The 15,723-nt window shown below is 70.5% G+C and carries 14 protein-coding genes; 6 read left to right on the top strand and 8 right to left on the bottom strand.

Features of this window, described 5'->3' with window-relative positions:
- Positions 1-112: 112 nt before the first annotated feature.
- The gene (locus AC3AOF_RS01105; protein ID WP_236990706.1) at positions 113-1,864 is read left to right on the top strand and encodes a flagellin N-terminal helical domain-containing protein; all 1,752 of its coding nucleotides are present in this window, start codon (positions 113-115) and stop codon (positions 1,862-1,864) included.
- Positions 1,865-2,041: 177 nt separating this feature from the next.
- Here the strand turns inward: AC3AOF_RS01105 and AC3AOF_RS01100 are convergent, their stop codons facing one another.
- The 7 genes from AC3AOF_RS01100 to AC3AOF_RS01070 all read right to left on the bottom strand — a co-directional run bounded on the left by AC3AOF_RS01100 (position 2,042) and on the right by AC3AOF_RS01070 (position 10,414).
- The gene (locus AC3AOF_RS01100) at positions 2,042-2,863 is read right to left on the bottom strand and encodes a copper chaperone (RefSeq protein WP_488347458.1); all 822 of its coding nucleotides are present in this window, start codon (positions 2,861-2,863) and stop codon (positions 2,042-2,044) included.
- 110 nt (positions 2,864-2,973) lie between these two features.
- Positions 2,974-4,620, bottom strand: a complete 1,647-nt coding sequence (locus tag AC3AOF_RS01095; protein WP_488347457.1) for a tyrosinase family protein — start codon at positions 4,618-4,620, stop codon at positions 2,974-2,976.
- Between the two features lie 225 nt (positions 4,621-4,845).
- Positions 4,846-5,745, bottom strand: a complete 900-nt coding sequence (locus tag AC3AOF_RS01090) for a metallophosphoesterase family protein (protein WP_236990703.1) — start codon at positions 5,743-5,745, stop codon at positions 4,846-4,848.
- A gap of 93 nt (positions 5,746-5,838) precedes the next feature.
- Positions 5,839-6,249 carry a VOC family protein gene (locus AC3AOF_RS01085; protein WP_236990702.1) on the bottom strand — a complete coding sequence of 137 codons (411 nt, stop codon included), beginning with the start codon at positions 6,247-6,249 and terminating at the stop codon, positions 5,839-5,841.
- Positions 6,250-6,270: 21 nt separating this feature from the next.
- Positions 6,271-7,449 carry an FAD-binding protein gene (locus AC3AOF_RS01080; RefSeq protein WP_488347456.1) on the bottom strand — a complete coding sequence of 393 codons (1,179 nt, stop codon included), beginning with the start codon at positions 7,447-7,449 and terminating at the stop codon, positions 6,271-6,273.
- Between the two features lie 132 nt (positions 7,450-7,581).
- Entirely contained in the window at positions 7,582-9,012 is a 1,431-nt protein-coding gene (locus AC3AOF_RS01075; protein ID WP_236990700.1) for a lipopolysaccharide biosynthesis protein, read from the bottom strand.
- A 157-nt stretch (positions 9,013-9,169) separates the two neighbouring features.
- The gene (locus AC3AOF_RS01070; RefSeq protein ID WP_488347455.1) at positions 9,170-10,414 is read right to left on the bottom strand and encodes a glycosyltransferase family 4 protein; all 1,245 of its coding nucleotides are present in this window, start codon (positions 10,412-10,414) and stop codon (positions 9,170-9,172) included.
- A gap of 170 nt (positions 10,415-10,584) precedes the next feature.
- On the opposite strand from AC3AOF_RS01070, the gene AC3AOF_RS01065 reads away from it, so the two are divergent.
- Complete coding sequence (locus AC3AOF_RS01065; RefSeq protein WP_488347454.1) at positions 10,585-11,451, top strand: DMT family transporter; 867 nt, start codon at positions 10,585-10,587, stop codon at positions 11,449-11,451.
- Positions 11,452-11,458: 7 nt separating this feature from the next.
- On the opposite strand, the gene AC3AOF_RS01060 is transcribed toward AC3AOF_RS01065, so the two are convergent.
- Entirely contained in the window at positions 11,459-12,472 is a 1,014-nt protein-coding gene (locus tag AC3AOF_RS01060) for a magnesium transporter CorA family protein (RefSeq protein WP_488347453.1), read from the bottom strand.
- Positions 12,473-12,681: 209 nt separating this feature from the next.
- Here AC3AOF_RS01060 and groES point away from each other — a divergent pair, with 209 nt between their 5' ends.
- From groES to AC3AOF_RS01040, 4 genes are all read left to right on the top strand, one after another.
- Entirely contained in the window at positions 12,682-12,969 is a 288-nt protein-coding gene (gene groES / locus AC3AOF_RS01055; RefSeq protein WP_048428985.1) for a co-chaperone GroES, read from the top strand.
- Positions 12,970-13,073: 104 nt separating this feature from the next.
- Positions 13,074-14,714, top strand: a complete 1,641-nt coding sequence (groL, locus tag AC3AOF_RS01050; protein WP_236990696.1) for a chaperonin GroEL — start codon at positions 13,074-13,076, stop codon at positions 14,712-14,714.
- Between the two features lie 142 nt (positions 14,715-14,856).
- Positions 14,857-15,099 carry a type II toxin-antitoxin system Phd/YefM family antitoxin gene (locus AC3AOF_RS01045; protein ID WP_236990695.1) on the top strand — a complete coding sequence of 81 codons (243 nt, stop codon included), beginning with the start codon at positions 14,857-14,859 and terminating at the stop codon, positions 15,097-15,099.
- On the top strand, positions 15,099-15,581 hold the full coding sequence (locus AC3AOF_RS01040; protein ID WP_236990694.1) for a PIN domain-containing protein: 483 nt from the start codon (positions 15,099-15,101) through the stop codon (positions 15,579-15,581). The genes AC3AOF_RS01045 and AC3AOF_RS01040 overlap by 1 nt, the downstream gene beginning before the upstream one ends.
- Positions 15,582-15,723: the final 142 nt, after the last annotated feature.

Raw genomic sequence — 15,723 nt, 5'->3', positions numbered from 1 at the left:
CATCGGATCCAAGACATGATGTCGGCCCGCCCTGCCGGTAAAAGCCCGGATGCCTGATCCACGGATGTGAACCGAACACTCCTGCCCCCGTGAAGCACTGGAAGCCCCAGCCGTGACCAGCCTCCTGACCAACACCGCCGCGTTGACGGCGCTCACCACCCTCAAGAGCATCAACGACCAGCTCGACACGACCAGCAACCGGGTCTCGACCGGCCAGCGCGTCTCGTCCGCCGCCGACAATGCCGCCTACTGGTCGATCGCCACCACGGTGCGCACCGACAACGCCTCGCTCGGTGCGGTCAAGGACTCGCTCGGCCTCGGCTCCTCGTCGGTCGATACGGCCTATAACGGCCTCAACAGCATCCTCGACGACCTGCAGAACATGCGGGCCAAGCTGCAGACCGCGATGACCCCGGGCGTCGACCGCTCGAAGGTGCAGGTCGAGATCGCCGCCATCCAGTCGAAGATGAAGGCCACCGCCGATTCCTCGAATGCCAGCGGCCAGAACTGGCTCTCGGTCAATTCATCGGCCAGCAACAGCGCCTACCAGGCGACGCAGAACGTGGTCGGGGGCTTCGCCCGCTCGTCGAACGGCACGATCACCTTCTCGCAGATCGCCGTGAACGTGCAGAGCATCAAGCTCTACGATGCGAACTCGACCAGCGTCACCACCTCCGCGACCAACGCCCAGGTGCTGTCCTCGACCTCGCTGACCGGCACCGCCGGGTTCGGCTCGGGCACCGGCACGGCGGATTTCTCGGGCCCCAACGAGGTCTCGCTCTCCGTGACGGTCGGCGGCGTCGCCGGCACCCTGACCCTCAACGCCGCCACCCTCAAGTCGGCCGCCAAGGACCTGACGCAGGTCACCACCAGCGAGTTCATCTCCGCCCTCAACAACCAGATCGCCGCCAACGGCAATCTCGCCGGCAAGGTCACGGCGGGCCTCGATTCGTCGGGCCGGCTCAACTTCACCACCACCGGCACCGGTGCGGCCACGACCCTCAACGTGCAGCTCGCCAACCCGTCGGCGAACAAGAAGGTGATCGATATCGGCTTCGGCACGGTGACGGCGGGCGCGCAACAGGCGATCGTGACCGGCACCGCCTTCAGCAACATCGACCTGTCGTCGGGCTCGAAGGCGATTACGATCAGCGACGGCACGACCTCGAAGACGATCACCCTCAACGCGGCGAGCTTCACGGCGCTCGGCGGTGCGGCGACCTCGGCGAGCAACACGTCGGTCAACGGCACCGACGTGGCGGCGATGCTCAACGCGACCCTGAGCGCGGCGACGGCCAGCACGGTGTCGGCGTCGTTCGCCGGCGGCAAGCTGACGCTGACCAACTCGTCCTCGACCGCCTCGATCATCGTCAGCGCCGCGGATGCGTCGTTCGGCCTGGCGAACGCGACCACCAACGCGGTCGCCGGCGGCACCGTGGTCGCCCGCAACGCCGCAGGCACCGATGCCGGTACAACCCAGGCCCAGGGCATCCTCGACACTGCGGTCGGCACCTATTCCAGCGGCGGGTCGTACTCGGTCGCCAATCTCGACATCTCGACGCTGGTGGGCACGAGCGGCGACCAGGACCTCCAGAACATCATCACGGCCGTCGACAAGGCGATCGGCAAGGTGACGGATGCGGGTACGAAGCTGGGTGCCAACAAGACGCAGATCGACGGTCAATCGACCTTCGTCGATACGCTGATGAAGGCCAACGACCGCACGATCGGCATCCTGGTGGACGCGGACGTGGAAGAGGAATCGACGAAGCTGAAGGCGCTGCAGACGCAGCAGCAGCTGGCGGTGCAGGCGCTGTCGATCGCCAACTCGTCGAGCCAGAACATCCTCTCGCTCTTCCGCTGAACCGGAGGCGTCGGGCGGCGGAGCGTGCAGGGGCGAACGCCGGCCCCGGCAAGGTCCGCCGCCCCGCCGCCGCCGCGGTCCGGGCAACGCCGAGCCGTTCGCGGCGCCGGGGTTGCTCATCGGGGCTACGCGAGAGGCCGGATCGGCCGCGGGTCCCGAAAAACCGGATACCTGACGTCAGGGGGCATTTCCGGGCGGCGGGATCGGCGCCGCGACGAGCGACGGGGGCGATGCGACCCGCGTCGCGAGCCGCGACCATGCGGCGGCCGCGAACCCGGCGGCGATGCGCAGGACCGGACCGCCGCGCCAGGGATGCCAGCGCCACCCCGGCGGAACCGCGGGCGCCACGCGCTCGGCCAGGAGCCACCCGGCCAGCGCGATCATCGCGACGAGGTGACCGTCGGAAGGCAGCAGCATCGCCAGCATCAGCGGCCAGCAGGACCCGACGCACCACACCCCGTGGACCAGCCCGAACCGCGCGGCGTCGCGATCCGCCGCGACGCCGAAGGCGGACAGGGCGGGTCGATCGTGACAGCGGTTGAGGCAGGTCTGCTTGGCGGGCGAGGCCTGCCAGACCAGGATCGCGAGGAGGGCCGGCACCGGCGCCACGCTGGGCGCGCTCAGCCGCAGGGTCAGGGCCAGGGCCGCCAGGCCGATCCCCGCGACGCTCCAGGCCGCCGCGTAGCCGGCGAGGAAGAGGGCGAGGGAGCGTCCTCTCCGGGAAGCGAGGCTGCGGCCGCGCAGGTGGCCGAGGGGCGCAACCAGGATCGGCCCCATCATCGCCGCGAGCATCAGGATCCAGGCCGCCGCGAGAGATCCGGGCGGATTGAGCGAAAGGGCCAGGATGACGTCGTCGGACGATGGCGGTCGCCAGGCGACGGCGCAGGATTCCGGCAGGGTCCATCCGGGCGGTGCCGCAGCCAGCAGCGCCCAGGCGGCGGCACTGACCGCGAGGACCGGGCCCCGGATGCCCCATCGCTCGCGGGCGGCAGGAGTCATGGCATCCCCCTTGGAGCATTGTCCGACGATGTGGATACCGGCTCGTCGATGGGACCGATCTCAACGAGGACTTGGAGAAATTCGCGCTGGCCGCCCGATCGTGACGCGCCCTAGCGGCCCTGGCGGAACACGCCGACCCGCCCGATCGTGATCTTCGCTTCCTCGGGCACGGAGTCCACCGGCACGATGCGCACGTCGAGCTTGTCGGCCTCGAGATCCCGGTTCAGGTGCATCGCCTCGACGATCGGGGTGATGTCGAGGACGTAGGTCAGGCCGCTGCCGCCGTGGGGACCGTCCCGCTCGCTCGCCTCGGTGACGCCGAACAGGCCGACGCTGCCCGCCAGGCATTCCGGCCTGCCGGAGGGATCGGTCCCCTGGGGGCCGACATAGACCCGGAACACCACCGCATCCGTGTGGCCGCGGACGTTCTCGAGGTTGAGCAGGACGCGCTCGGGTCGGGCGGGCGCGGCGCCTTGGGGAGAAGCGTTCTGGGCGGAAGCGGCTTGAGGCGAGACGCCCCGGGCCGAGGCCGCCAGCCCGGCGGAGACTCGCTTGCGCGCCTCCGGCTCGAGGGCGACGGAGGCCTGCGCCTGCGCCCCGACGACAGGGATCGCGGCCTGGCTCGCCCCGATCAGCTCGACTGTCTTTCCAGCGGCCATGGCCGAACTCTCCTTGCCCGTGCTCCCCTTGCCCGTGCTCCCCTGGCCGGTACTCCCCCGGCCGGCGCCACCCCGGGGAGCGCTCGCCGCGGCGACCTGCGCGAGGGGCTCGGAGCGAAGGGCAGCCGCCGCGACCTCGCCGGTCGAGACATCGTCGTATTCGTATCCGAGTTCCGTCGTGCTCTCGGTCTGGCCGGGGGTGAAGCTCCAGTCGGTCCAGCCGCCCTGAGCGCCTGGCACGGGCATCACGAAGGGACGCTGGCCGAGCGTCGCCGGACCGCCGGTCCACGCCGCCGCGCTCGGATCGGCGTGGCCCGGGGCGCGCCGGCGCCAGACCTGCCAGAGCCGATCGATGTTGGCGTGATGCAGCCAGAAGATCGGGTCGAGGCCGGCCGTGGCCGGCTTGGACATCAGGCCGGGGGAGATCGTTCCCTTCCGGCGCCCGCCGACGAGGCCGTGCACCTGATCGTGCGGCTGCGATTCGATGCCCCCGTGCACCGGGCCGCCATGCGAGAATCCGGTATCGACGCCGCCGAACCCGGGATCGCCGCCATTGGCGACGCCCGTGAACTGGGGCTTATCCAGGGCGTCGAGGTCGACCACGTCGAGCAGGACGAAGACGTTGCCGTCCCCGTAGGGGCCGTAGCGCCGTTGCACGAAGAGCGGATTGTCGCCCTTCCCGTCCGGCCAGTCCTGCGACGCGAAGGCGGGCGGCAATGCGTTCTGGTTCGGCCCGAAATAATTCCAGTAGGGCAGCGCCCAGTCAGCGGGTCCCTTCAGGCCGTGCACCACGTCGCGGACCACGGCCTCGAAGGCCCAGAGATAACCCCGATGCCACGGCAGGAAATACCAGCTGCCATGCTGGCACTGATTCCAGAATTTCTCGATCAGGTCGGAATTCGGGAGCGTATCGGACGGTGCCAGCTGATCCAGTTCCGTCCAGAGCGTCCGGTCGAAGCCGTGGATCGCGCCGTAGAAACGCCAGGCCAGCGGATGGGCCAGCGGCCTCTTCTTCATCTCCGCGACGGCACGGGCATACCACAGGATCGGATCGGCCCAATCCGACCCCATCTCGTAGACGTTTTGCCGAACGAACACCAAATTCGCCTCCCGTCGAATCAGCGTGCGCCTCTTTTACAGCGGCATGACCTTAGCTCGAAACGGGAAAAACCGCAAAACACTTTCCCAGGCCCAGCACTCACGCAGGCTCAAGCAGAGCAGCACGCAACGTCGAGATCCGGTCCCGACCCGCCGTCGCGGTGGGGGCGTCGAGACGGCTCCGTCGAGCCGGGACATCACACGCGATTTCGAAGCAGACCGGTCTCAGCCCCGGAGCGTCAGGGTGCCGAGATCGCCCAGGGCCCCGTCCGGCAGGATGCCGCGCAACGTGGCGGTGAGGGAGAAGCCGGAGCCGGTGCGCTCGATCTCGTAGAGGTGGTAGCCGGCGCAATGCTTGAGCGTCCCGCCCCGGGCCGAGGCCGAAGGCGCGCCGATCACCGGAACGCGCCGCCCGCCCGGGGCCATCAGGAAGGCGACCGAGCCGACATGGTTGTGGCCGTGCAGCACGAGGTCGGCACCGACCCGGCCGATCATCGCCTCGAAGGCGTGGGCGTCGGTCAGGTTGCGCCCCGCCTTGGCGCCGCCGACATGCGGCGGATGGTGGATCATCACCACCCGGCACGGCCGCTCGGGCTCGGCGGCGAGCGCCGCCAGCATCCGCTCGGCGGCCCGGATCTGGTCGGAGCCGAGGCGCCCGGTCGCCACGAAGGGCGCGGTCGGGATCGCCGAGGACAGTCCGACCAGCGCCAGGGGCCCGCGCCGGCGCAAGTAAGGAAACGCCTTGTCGCGGCCGGCATCGTCCCGGGTCCAGGGAGCCACCGCGTCGAGGAGCCCCTTCAGCGAGCCGCGGACATAGGCGTCGTGATTGCCGGGCACGAAGCTGACGAAGCCGGGCTCGCCCAGCCCCTCCATGAAGGTGCGGGCGGTCTCCCACTCGCTCGGCAGGCCGATGTTGCACAGGTCGCCGGTGCAGGCGATGTGGTCGGGGGCGCTCGCGCGCAGATCGGCCACCAGGGCGGCCAGGATCTCCATGTCGTGGGTGAGCTTGCGGCCGCGGCTCCAGTTGACCCAGCCGGTGGCGCGCTTGCTCATCAGCTGGCGCAGGCGCGGGCGGGAGAGCGGCCCGACATGGGGATCGGTGAGGTGGGCGAGGCGGAACGTCATCGAGGGCAGGAACGCATGAGAGAGGATCAGGTCCGCTGCAGAGATGTCGCGGCCGGTCCCCCGTAGCAGCGGACCGGGCCTCTCCGCATCCCCTTACCGCCCATCCTCGTCGGGCTCGTGGCACACGACACAGAGCTTGTTGCCGTCGAGATCGCGAAAATACGCGCCGTAATAGGCCGGATGGTAGTGCGGCCGCAGTCCGGGCGGTCCCTCGCAGGTGCCGCCCGCCGCCAGCGCCAGGGCGTGGCAGCGGTCGACGCTCGCCCGGGAGCGGACCGTCAGCGCGGTCATGGGGCCGTTGCCCGGATCGGGCGCCTCTCCGTTCCAGGGTCGGCCGACGATCAGCAGGGGCCGGTCGGCGTCGCGGGGCATCCAGCCGGCCCAACCCTGGTCCGGCTCGTTGAAGCGGAGTTTCAGGCCGAGCTCGTCGAACAACGCGGCGTAGAAGGGAAAGGCGCGGGCGAGGTCGGCGGTGCCGAGGCAAACATGCGAGATGACGCTCATGACCGGCGGCTCCTCATCGGCTCAAATCCCCGCGTACATCCGCCCCGGATTGAACAGGCCGGCGGGGTCGTGCGCGGCCTTGAGGCCGGCGGTGATCCGCATCAGCGGCTCGGGCAGGGGCTCGAAGACCGGCACCGCTGCCCGGATGGAATGGGGCGCCCGCACCAGCGTCGCGTGGCCGGCGCCGCCGAGGGCCGCCCGCACGTCGGCAGCGCCCGCATCGCCGGTCGCCGCCGTCGCGAGCCAGACGAGGCCGCCGCCCCAATCGTAGAACCAGCGCGCCGGCCGGGCCGCCGCGACGGCGGCCGCCACCGCGGGACCGCGGCTCGGCGCGGTCGAGAGGCGCCACACCGCCTCGTCGCCGCCGGCGAAGGGCAGCACGTCGCGCACCCTGCGCCATGGCGTGGCGGCGGCCTCGCCCTCGATCGTGTCGGGAGCGCCGAAGCCGCGCAGCAGGCGGGTCAGCCGGCCGAGGCGGTAATCGACGGAGGCGGAAAATCCCTCGATGCGCAGGAATGTGCGGGCGGGTCCGTCGATCCCCTCCGGCAGATGGGCGGCGCCGGTGATCTCGAAGGGTGAGCCGAGGGCGAGGCTCATCGCCTCGATCGCGCGGGAATCGTCGAGGCCGGCGAGCACCAGGGTGGCGGTGCGTTCGGGGACGGGCAGCACCTTGAAGGTGACCTCGGTGAGGAAGCCGAGCGTGCCCCACGACCCGGCCATCAGCTTCACGAGGTCGAGCCCGGTGACGTTCTTCATCACCCGGCCACCGGACTTCACCGCCTCCCCGCGCCCGTTGACGAAGCGCACGCCGATCAGGCTGTCGCGGGCGGCGCCCCCGGCGATCCGCCGCGGGCCCGAGATGTTGCCGGCCGCGATCGCGCCGATCGTCGGCTCGCCGGTGGTGCCGAGGATCGCGCGGTGATCCATCGGCTCGAAGGGCAGCATCTGGCCGCCCTGGGCAAGCCGCGCCTCGACCTCGGCGAGCGGCGTCCCGGCCCGGGCCGCGATGACGAGCTCGGCCGGTTCGTACAGGGTGATGCCGGTGAGCCCCGCCGCCGAGAACGTGGCCTCATCCTGCGCGGGCCGCCCGATCCCCGCCCGGGTACCGCCGCCGACGAGCCGCAGCCGCTCGCGCCGCGCCGCCGCCGCGCCGATCAGGGCGGCGGCCTCCGCCTCGCTCCGGGGCTGGTAGATGCTCATCGCGGCGCTCACTCGCTGGGCGGGATCGCGCCGGGTGGCGCGGTCGGGGGGCGGATCATTGCGGGCAACCGGGGCGGGTTGCAAGCGGAGGCGCCGACGGCAGATCGGGCTGCCATCGCTTCGCCCGCGCCCCTACTCCGCCGGCACCGCCCGCCCGAACCGCGCGACCACCGCCGTCCGCAACCCCGCGATGTCGAAGCGCCAGACCAGGGCGCCGTAGACGAGGCCGCCGACGGCGATGCAGGCCGGCAGGGCGAGCCAGGGGTCGAGCCCGCGCAAGGGAAGGATCGCGCCCGTCATCGCCACGGTGGCGAGCACGACGGCGAGCGGATCGCGCCAGGCCATCCGCAGGCGGCCCGGTCCGGTGAGGGCGCGAACCCCGAGGAACAGCATCGCGGCGAGGAAGCCCAGCGATTGCGCCGCGGCGATGCCGTGGGAGCCGAAGGGCGGAGCGAGCGCGAGGGCCGCCGCGAGGTTGACCAGCGCCCCGACGAGGCCTGCCGCCACGAGCGGCAGGGTGCGGCGGCGGATCTGGAAGATCGGATTGAGGGCGAAATTCATCAGCGCCAGGGCGACGAGGCCCGGGAGCAGCAGCAGCGTGTAATCCACGAAATGGCCGCGATAGGCCGCCGGCACGGCGATCGCCTCGAGTGCCGGGGCCAGAGCCCAGAAGCCGGCGGCGCTCGGCAGGATCAGCGCCAGCACCACGGCGCCGTTGCGGGCGACCTGCTCCTCGCCGGCCTCGTGGCCGTGGGTCTCGGCGGCCAGCACGGCGATCTGGAACAGCAGCAGGTCGAGGGCGGCGCCCAGCGTGCTGAAGATCCGCCCGCCGATATCCGCGGCGAGGGAGAAGTAGCCCGCCTCGGCGAAGCCCGCGGCGGCCGCGACCGCCGAGCGATTGGCGAAGGGCATCAGCTGGTAGACCACGTTGGCGGCGACCACCGGCAGGCCGTAGGCCATGAACAGCCGCAGCGTCTCGCGGCGGCGGGCCGCGTCGTGGGACGTGGGCGGGTCCGCAAGCGCCCGGCGGATGAGGAAGGCGGCGAGGAACTGGCTCAGGCCCCCGGCGAGCATCACCGCGGCGGCATCCCGCGTCGTCCAGGCAGTGGCGACCATCAGCACCAGGGCGAGGCCGTTCTTGATCAGCACGAGGCGCAGATACAGCCCGCCGACGAAGCGGGCGCGGGCGAGCGCCGCCTGGTAGTCGAACAGCCCGATGCCGACCGCCGCCCCGGCCGCGGCGGCGGCGAGCAGGGCCGGCTCGCCGACGAGGGGCCGGCCGGCCAGCGCCAGCAGCGCCGCACCCGAAAGGCCGAGGGCGGTCGCCGCATAGGCCCGGTCGAGCATGGCGCGGATCCACGGCTCCGCCTCCCGCACCCGGGCCGAGTAGAAGCGCGTCGCCGAGAGGCGCAGCCACTCGAACAGCAGGATGTTGAGCACCACGGCGCCGGCCGTACCGAGGGCGAAGCGGCCGAAATCCGCCGGCCCCAGGATCTGCGCGATGAGCAGGCCGAGGGCCAGGTTGAGGACCGCGTTGACCACGAAGGCCGCGATGACCGCCATTGCAGTGGGTGCTCGTTCGAGGGGCCGGGAGGCGGTGTGGTTTCCGCTGATTGCGACGGGAAAAATGGTGCCAGTATGGAGCGGGCGTTTTCCCTCCCCCTCTGCGGGGAAGGGGGAAACCCGCGCCCTCCGTCAGATTGCGAGGGAACGGAAACCCCTACCCCGCCGCCCGCGCGATCGGCGCCACACGCCCCTCCTGCCCCGCCACCTCGCGATACACTCGCTCCAGCCCATCGAGGTGGCGCTCCAGCGTCAGCGGGTCGGCCCAGAACAGGTCGTAGGCCGCCCGCCCCATCCGCATTGCCGTGGCGTCGTTGGCGAGATGCCCCATGGCCTCGGCGAGCGAGCGCGGGTCGTTCGAGCGGAACCACAATCCGCTCTCGCCGTGGCGCACCGCCTCGCGGCCGGCGCAGACGTCGCTGACGATCACCGGAGTGCCGAGGCCTAACGATTCGAGCACCGTGAGCGGCTGGCCCTCGTACCAGACCGACGGGAACACCAGGGCGCGGGCGCCGCGCAGGACCTGCTTGACCTGGTCCGGGTTCTGCCAGCCGAGGAAAGAGGCTTCCGGATAGCGCGCCTCCAGCTCCGCCCGTGCCGGCCCGTCGCCGGCGAAGACCGCCCGGGTTCCGGCAAGGCGCGCGGCCTCGGCGAAGATCCCCGGCCCCTTCTCGGGTGAGAGCCGGCCGACGAACACGAAGTCGCCCGGCGGTCCCGCCCGGTGGCCGAGGGGCTCGACATCGACCGGGTTCGGCACGTCGAAGTAACGGGTCTCCGCCGGCAGGTAGGGCGCCAGCACCTCGCGCTGGAGCCGGCTGATGATGATCATCGCGTCGATGCCCTGGACGAGGCCGGTGCGGCGCATCAGGGCATGGCGGGCGACCCGCAGGAGCTTGCGCGGATAGGTGCGCGAATCGCAATTATGGGTCAGGCAGGCCGGCCCGTTCGGCACCCGGTGGCAGGTCGCGGCGACGGGATAATCGTAGAAGCCGCCATTCGGGCAGGCGAGATAGTATTCGTGCGCGGTGTAGACCACCGGAGCGGCGCTGCCCCGCAGCACCGGTCCGATCGAGGGCGACAGGGCCTTCGCCCAGGCATGGACGTGGACCACCGTGTCGCGCGGATCGGTCTCGCCGATCAGGTCCTTCAGCCGGGCGGCGGCGGGCGCGTTCCACAGCCACTGCACCCCGAACCGGGCGAGCGAGCGGGCCTGCGTCACGTCGGTCTGGTCGAGGAGCACCGTGCGCACCCCCGCCGCGGCAAGCCGCGGATCGGCCGGGCCGACGGCGGCGAACAGCACGACCTCGTGGCCGCGGCGGGACAGCCCGATCGCGCTCTCGAGCGACACCTTGGCCTGGCCGCCATTGATGTATGCGTGGTCGGCGACGAGGACGATTCTCACCGCCGCCCCCGCTCAGGGGAGACGGGACCCTCATGCAGCATCGGTCGGGCTTCCTTCGGGCGACGCGGATCGGAAGCGAGGATGGGTCGGACCCCTTAAGGAAACGCCTCGACGCTTGGCCGCTGCCGGCCCTTGCGCCGCGCGCTCGGCCAGGCCATCCGGCTTAGACCATGCGCCCCAGCCCCTCCCCCGCCTCCGCGATCCTGCTCGCCGCCCTCGGCATCGGGCTCCTGTCGCTGATGGACGCCACCATCAAGGGCCTGTCCGACCGCTACGGCGTCACCGGCATCGCCTTTTCCCGCTACCTCGTCGGCACGCTCGTCATGGCGGCTTTGCTCGCGGTGCTTCGCCCCGGCTGGCCCTCCGCCGAGACCTGGCGCACCAACGGCCTCAGGGCCGTGCTGGTGGTGGCGACGGCGCTCTGCTTCTTCCACGGCCTGTCGGTGCTGCCGCTGGCCGAAGCGCTGGCGCTCTCGTTCCTGAGCCCGGTCTTCATCGCGCTGTTCGCCGCATTGCTGCTGCGCGAGCGGGTGCGCCCTCCCGTCTGGGCCGGCCTGGCCGTCGGCTTCCTCGGCGTCGGGATCGTGGTGGCGGGCCAGGTCGGCGCGGAGGGGCCGCGGGAGGGGGGCTCCGCCTGGGGCATCGCCGCCATCCTCGCCTCGGCGCTGACCTATGCGCTCTCGATGGTGCTGCTGCGCGCCCGCGCCCGCCACGACCCGGTGGTCACCATCGTGGCGATCCAGAATGCCGGTCCCGCCGCGATGCTGGCCGCCCCCGCCGCCTGGACCTGGACGCCGGTGGCGGCCCCCGACTGGGCGCTCCTCGTCCTCGTCGGCGTGCTCGGAGTCGCCGGGCACCTGGTGCTCAGCCGCGCCTATGCCCGGGCCGAGGCATCGCGCCTCGCCGCGATGGAGTACACCGCCCTCCTCTGGGCGATCGGCCTCGGCTACGTCGCCTTCGGCGAGGTGCCGGGGGTCGCGACGCTCGCCGGCGCCGGCCTGATCCTCGCCGGGTCGGCGCTGGCGGCACGGCGGTGAGCGGGCCTCAGAACCACCCCTTCAGCTTGAAGTAGATCGCCGGCACCAGCGCGCTCAGCCCGATGACGGCGAGCCCGTAGGGATAGCCCCAGGCCCAGTCCAGCTCCGGCATGTGCTTGAAGTTCATCCCGTAGACCGAGGCCATCAGGGTCGGCGGGATGCCGATCACCGAGACCACGGTGAGCACCCGGAAGGTGTTGTTCTGTTCCATGTTGATGAGGCCGAGGGTGGCGTCGAGGAGGAACTGCACCGTCTCGGAGAGTCGGGTCTCGAACTCGTCGAGGGAGGCGACGTCGAGGCGCAGGCTTTCGAACCGGGCCTTCTCCTCGGGCTTCAACCAGGTCTCCGCCTCGCCGGCGACGTAAGGAAGGATGCGGCCGAGGCCGAGCAGCGAGGCGCGCAGCTTCGCCAACGCCTTGCCGCGCCGGCCGATGGCGCGGAGCAGGCGCCGCAGGGCGAGGTCGCGCCGCTTGGGTGCGAAGTTCTTGGGCGCCGCCCCCTCGCGCCGGCCATGGCCGTTGGCGCTGGTGTCGAAGGTGAAGATCCGGGTCGAGAGCGAATCGAGTTCGTCGCTCATCGTCTCGAGGGTGTCGGCCATGCGGTCGATCAGCTCCTCGTTGAGCGCCAGGAAGGTCTCGACGCTGGAGGCCGGTCCGTCCCGCTCGGCCTGGCGCTCCTTGACGGTGTCGAAGGCGGCGAGCGGCTGGAACCGGACGGTGAGCAGCCGCTCCGGCGTCAGCACGAAGCCGAGGGGGCGGATCGTCAGGTCGTCGTCGCGGAACGAGATCATCGGGGTGCTGAGATAGAAGGCGTCCTTGCGCCGGTTGAGCCGGCGGGAATTCTGCACCTCGCTCAAGGCCGCGCGGGACGGGACCTTGAGCCCGGTGGCGGTTTCCGCCAACGCCGTCTCGGCCTCGCTTGGATCCTCGAGGTCGAGCCAGGTGCCGTGGGCCGGAAGGGGATGGGCCGCGCAGGCATGCCCTTCGGCAACCACGCCCGCGGCGCCGTGAAGCGTGATCATGACCGGATGGGCTCCTCGCGCGACGGGGGTCGCCCGTCGGAATTGTGCCGCGCAAGCCACAGGCCAGCGCCTTGACTCGTCCGCGCGGCCCGATTATCTCCACGCCAGCCTTAGCACTCACCTCATGGGAGTGCTAATGCCCGGGTTGGGCAGGTGGCTTCGGCGCCAGCACCAACCGCAATGCGTTCTGCGAAGCAAGAGGGCAGCACATGCAATTCCGTCCGCTGCACGACCGTGTCGTCGTCCGTCGCATCGAGAGCGAGGAGAAGACCAAGGGCGGCATCATCATCCCGGATTCCGCCAAGGAGAAGCCGCAAGAGGGCGAGATCGTCGCCGTCGGCCCCGGTGGCCGCGACGAGTCCGGCAAGCTGACCCCCCTCGACGTCAAGGCCGGCGACCGCGTCCTGTTCGGCAAGTGGTCGGGCACCGAGGTCAAGATCGACGGCAAGGACCTCCTCATCATGAAGGAGTCCGACATCATGGGCGTGCTGGCGTAAGCCCACACCCCTGAGACGCCCTGAGGCCTGACGGCGGCGCCCCGCACGGGAAGCCGACGCCGGAGGGTTTTTTCCGAAACACCGATCGACAGTGAGGAATCACCATGGCAGCGAAAGACGTTCGTTTCGCCTCCGACGCCCGCGAGAAGATGCTGCGCGGCGTCGACATCCTGGCGGATGCGGTGAAGGTCACGCTCGGCCCGAAGGGCCGCAACGTCGTGATCGAGAAGAGCTTCGGCGCGCCGCGGATCACCAAGGACGGCGTGACCGTCGCCAAGGAGATCGAGCTCGCCGACAAGTTCGAGAACATGGGCGCCCAGATGGTGCGCGAAGTGGCCTCGAAGACCAACGACATCGCGGGTGACGGCACCACCACCGCCACCGTGCTGGCCCAGGCGATCGTCCGCGAGGGCGCCAAGTACGTCGCCGCCGGCATGAACCCGATGGACCTGAAGCGCGGTATCGACCTCGCCACCCAGGCCGCCGTGAAGGACATCCAGAGCCGCGCCAAGAAGGTGTCGGCCTCGGAGGAGATCGCCCAGGTCGGCACGATCTCGGCCAACGGCGACAAGGACATCGGCGAGATGATCGCCCATGCCATGCAGAAGGTCGGCAACGAGGGCGTGATCACGGTCGAGGAGGCGAAGACCGCCGAGACCGAGCTCGACGTCGTCGAGGGCATGCAGTTCGACCGCGGCTACCTCTCCCCGTACTTCATCACGAATGCGGAGAAGATGATCGCCGAGCTCGAGGATCCCTATATCCTCATCCACGAGAAGAAGCTGTCGTCGCTCCAGGCGATGCTGCCGGTGCTCGAGGCCGTCGTCCAGACCGGCAAGCCGCTGCTGATCGTCGCCGAGGACATCGAGGGCGAGGCGCTCGCCACCCTCGTCGTCAACAAGCTGCGCGGCGGCCTCAAGGTCGCGGCCGTGAAGGCGCCGGGCTTCGGTGACCGTCGCAAGGCCATGCTCGAGGACATCGCGATCCTGACCCAGGGTCAGATGATCGCCGAGGACCTCGGCATCAAGCTCGAGAACGTGACCCTCCCGATGCTCGGCCGCGCCAAGCGCGTCCGCATCGAGAAGGAGAACACCACGATCATCGACGGCGCCGGCGAGAAGGACGACATCCAGGCCCGCGTCCAGCAGATCAAGGCGCAGATCGAGGAGACCACCTCGGACTACGACCGCGAGAAGCTCCAGGAGCGTCTGGCCAAGCTCGCGGGCGGCGTCGCGGTGATCCGCGTCGGCGGCGCGACCGAGGTCGAGGTCAAGGAGAAGAAGGACCGCGTCGACGACGCCCTCCACGCCACCCGCGCGGCGGTCGAGGAAGGCATCGTCCCCGGCGGCGGCACCGCGCTCCTGCGCGCCAAGAAGGCCGTGGCCGCTCTCTCGAGCGACAACGCCGACGTCCAGGCCGGCATCAAGATCGTCCTCAAGGCCCTTGAGGCCCCGATCCGCCAGATCGCCAGCAATGCCGGCGTCGAGGGCTCGATCGTGGTCGGCAAGATCGGCGACAAGGGCGACTCGGAGACCTACGGCTTCAACGCCCAGACCGAAGAGTACGTCGACATGATCCAGGCCGGCATCGTCGACCCGGCCAAGGTCGTGCGCACCGCCCTGCAGGACGCCGCTTCGGTGGCCGGCCTGCTGGTGACGACCGAGGCGATGGTCGCCGACGCCCCCAAGAAGGAGAGCGCTGCTCCGGCGATGCCGGGCGGCGGCATGGGCGGCATGGACTTCTAAGTCCGGCCAACCGGTCCTGAGAAGACGGAAGGGGGTCGCCGCGAGGCGGCCCCTTTTCCGTTGGGGGCCGCCACCTTCACGCGGCCTTGCAGACCCGACTTCATCGCATAAGGTATGACCAATGTAGTCACAGTAGGGTATGATGCGCGAGATTCAGTTGCGGGATGCCAAGGCCACCCTGTCCGCCGTCGTCGATGATGCTGTTCGCGGCGAGCCGAGCATCATCACCCGGCACGGACGGCCCGAAGCCGTCGTCCTCTCTTTCGCGGAATGGCAGCGACTCTCGACCGTGCCGAGCTTTGGAGAGCTTCTCGCGTCCTCGGGGCTGCGCGACGGTGATCTTCCCGAGCGTGACAAGACCCCGCTACGCGACATCGATTTCTGATGTACCTGCTGGACACCAATATCCTGTCGCAAGGGGCGCCGACGAAAGAGCCGGGCCTTGCATTCGACGACCTCGCGGGCTGGCTGAAAGCCGCGACGGCGCACCTCTGGATTTCCGTCGTCACCACCGGCGAGATCGCGGACGGCGTGGAGCGGTCGACCTTGAAGGGCGAGCATCGAAAGGCGGCCCGGCTTCGCACGTGGCTGGCGGCCGTGGAGCACTTGTACGGGAGCCGCATCCTGCCACTCGACCGTGACGCGGCGCACCTTGCAGGACTTCTCTCCGCGCGAGCGCGAATGGCCGGAGCCTCACCGGGTTTCGCCGATGCTGCCATCGCGGCGACGGCCGAAACGCGCGGCTTGCGCCTGATGACGCGCAACGCCAAGGATTTCGCACCGATGGGCATCGCGTTCATCAATCCGTACGAGGACGGTCTGCCGGCCCTTCCTGACCGACCGGGCGGCTCGCCTCGGGGATCCTGAAGCGATGTCACCCCGGGCTCGCCGCCGACCCCGCCAGCGAGAGTGAGTTCGGCCCCCGTCATGCAGGCGGCCTCGTCCGAGGCCAGCATCGCCGCCACCGCCGCGACCTCCTCCGGCGTCCCGAACCGCTCTAGGGGGGCAC

The organism is Methylobacterium sp. 142-1Y (assembly GCF_057747795.1).
This window is presented reverse-complemented; position numbering and strand designations above follow the sequence as displayed.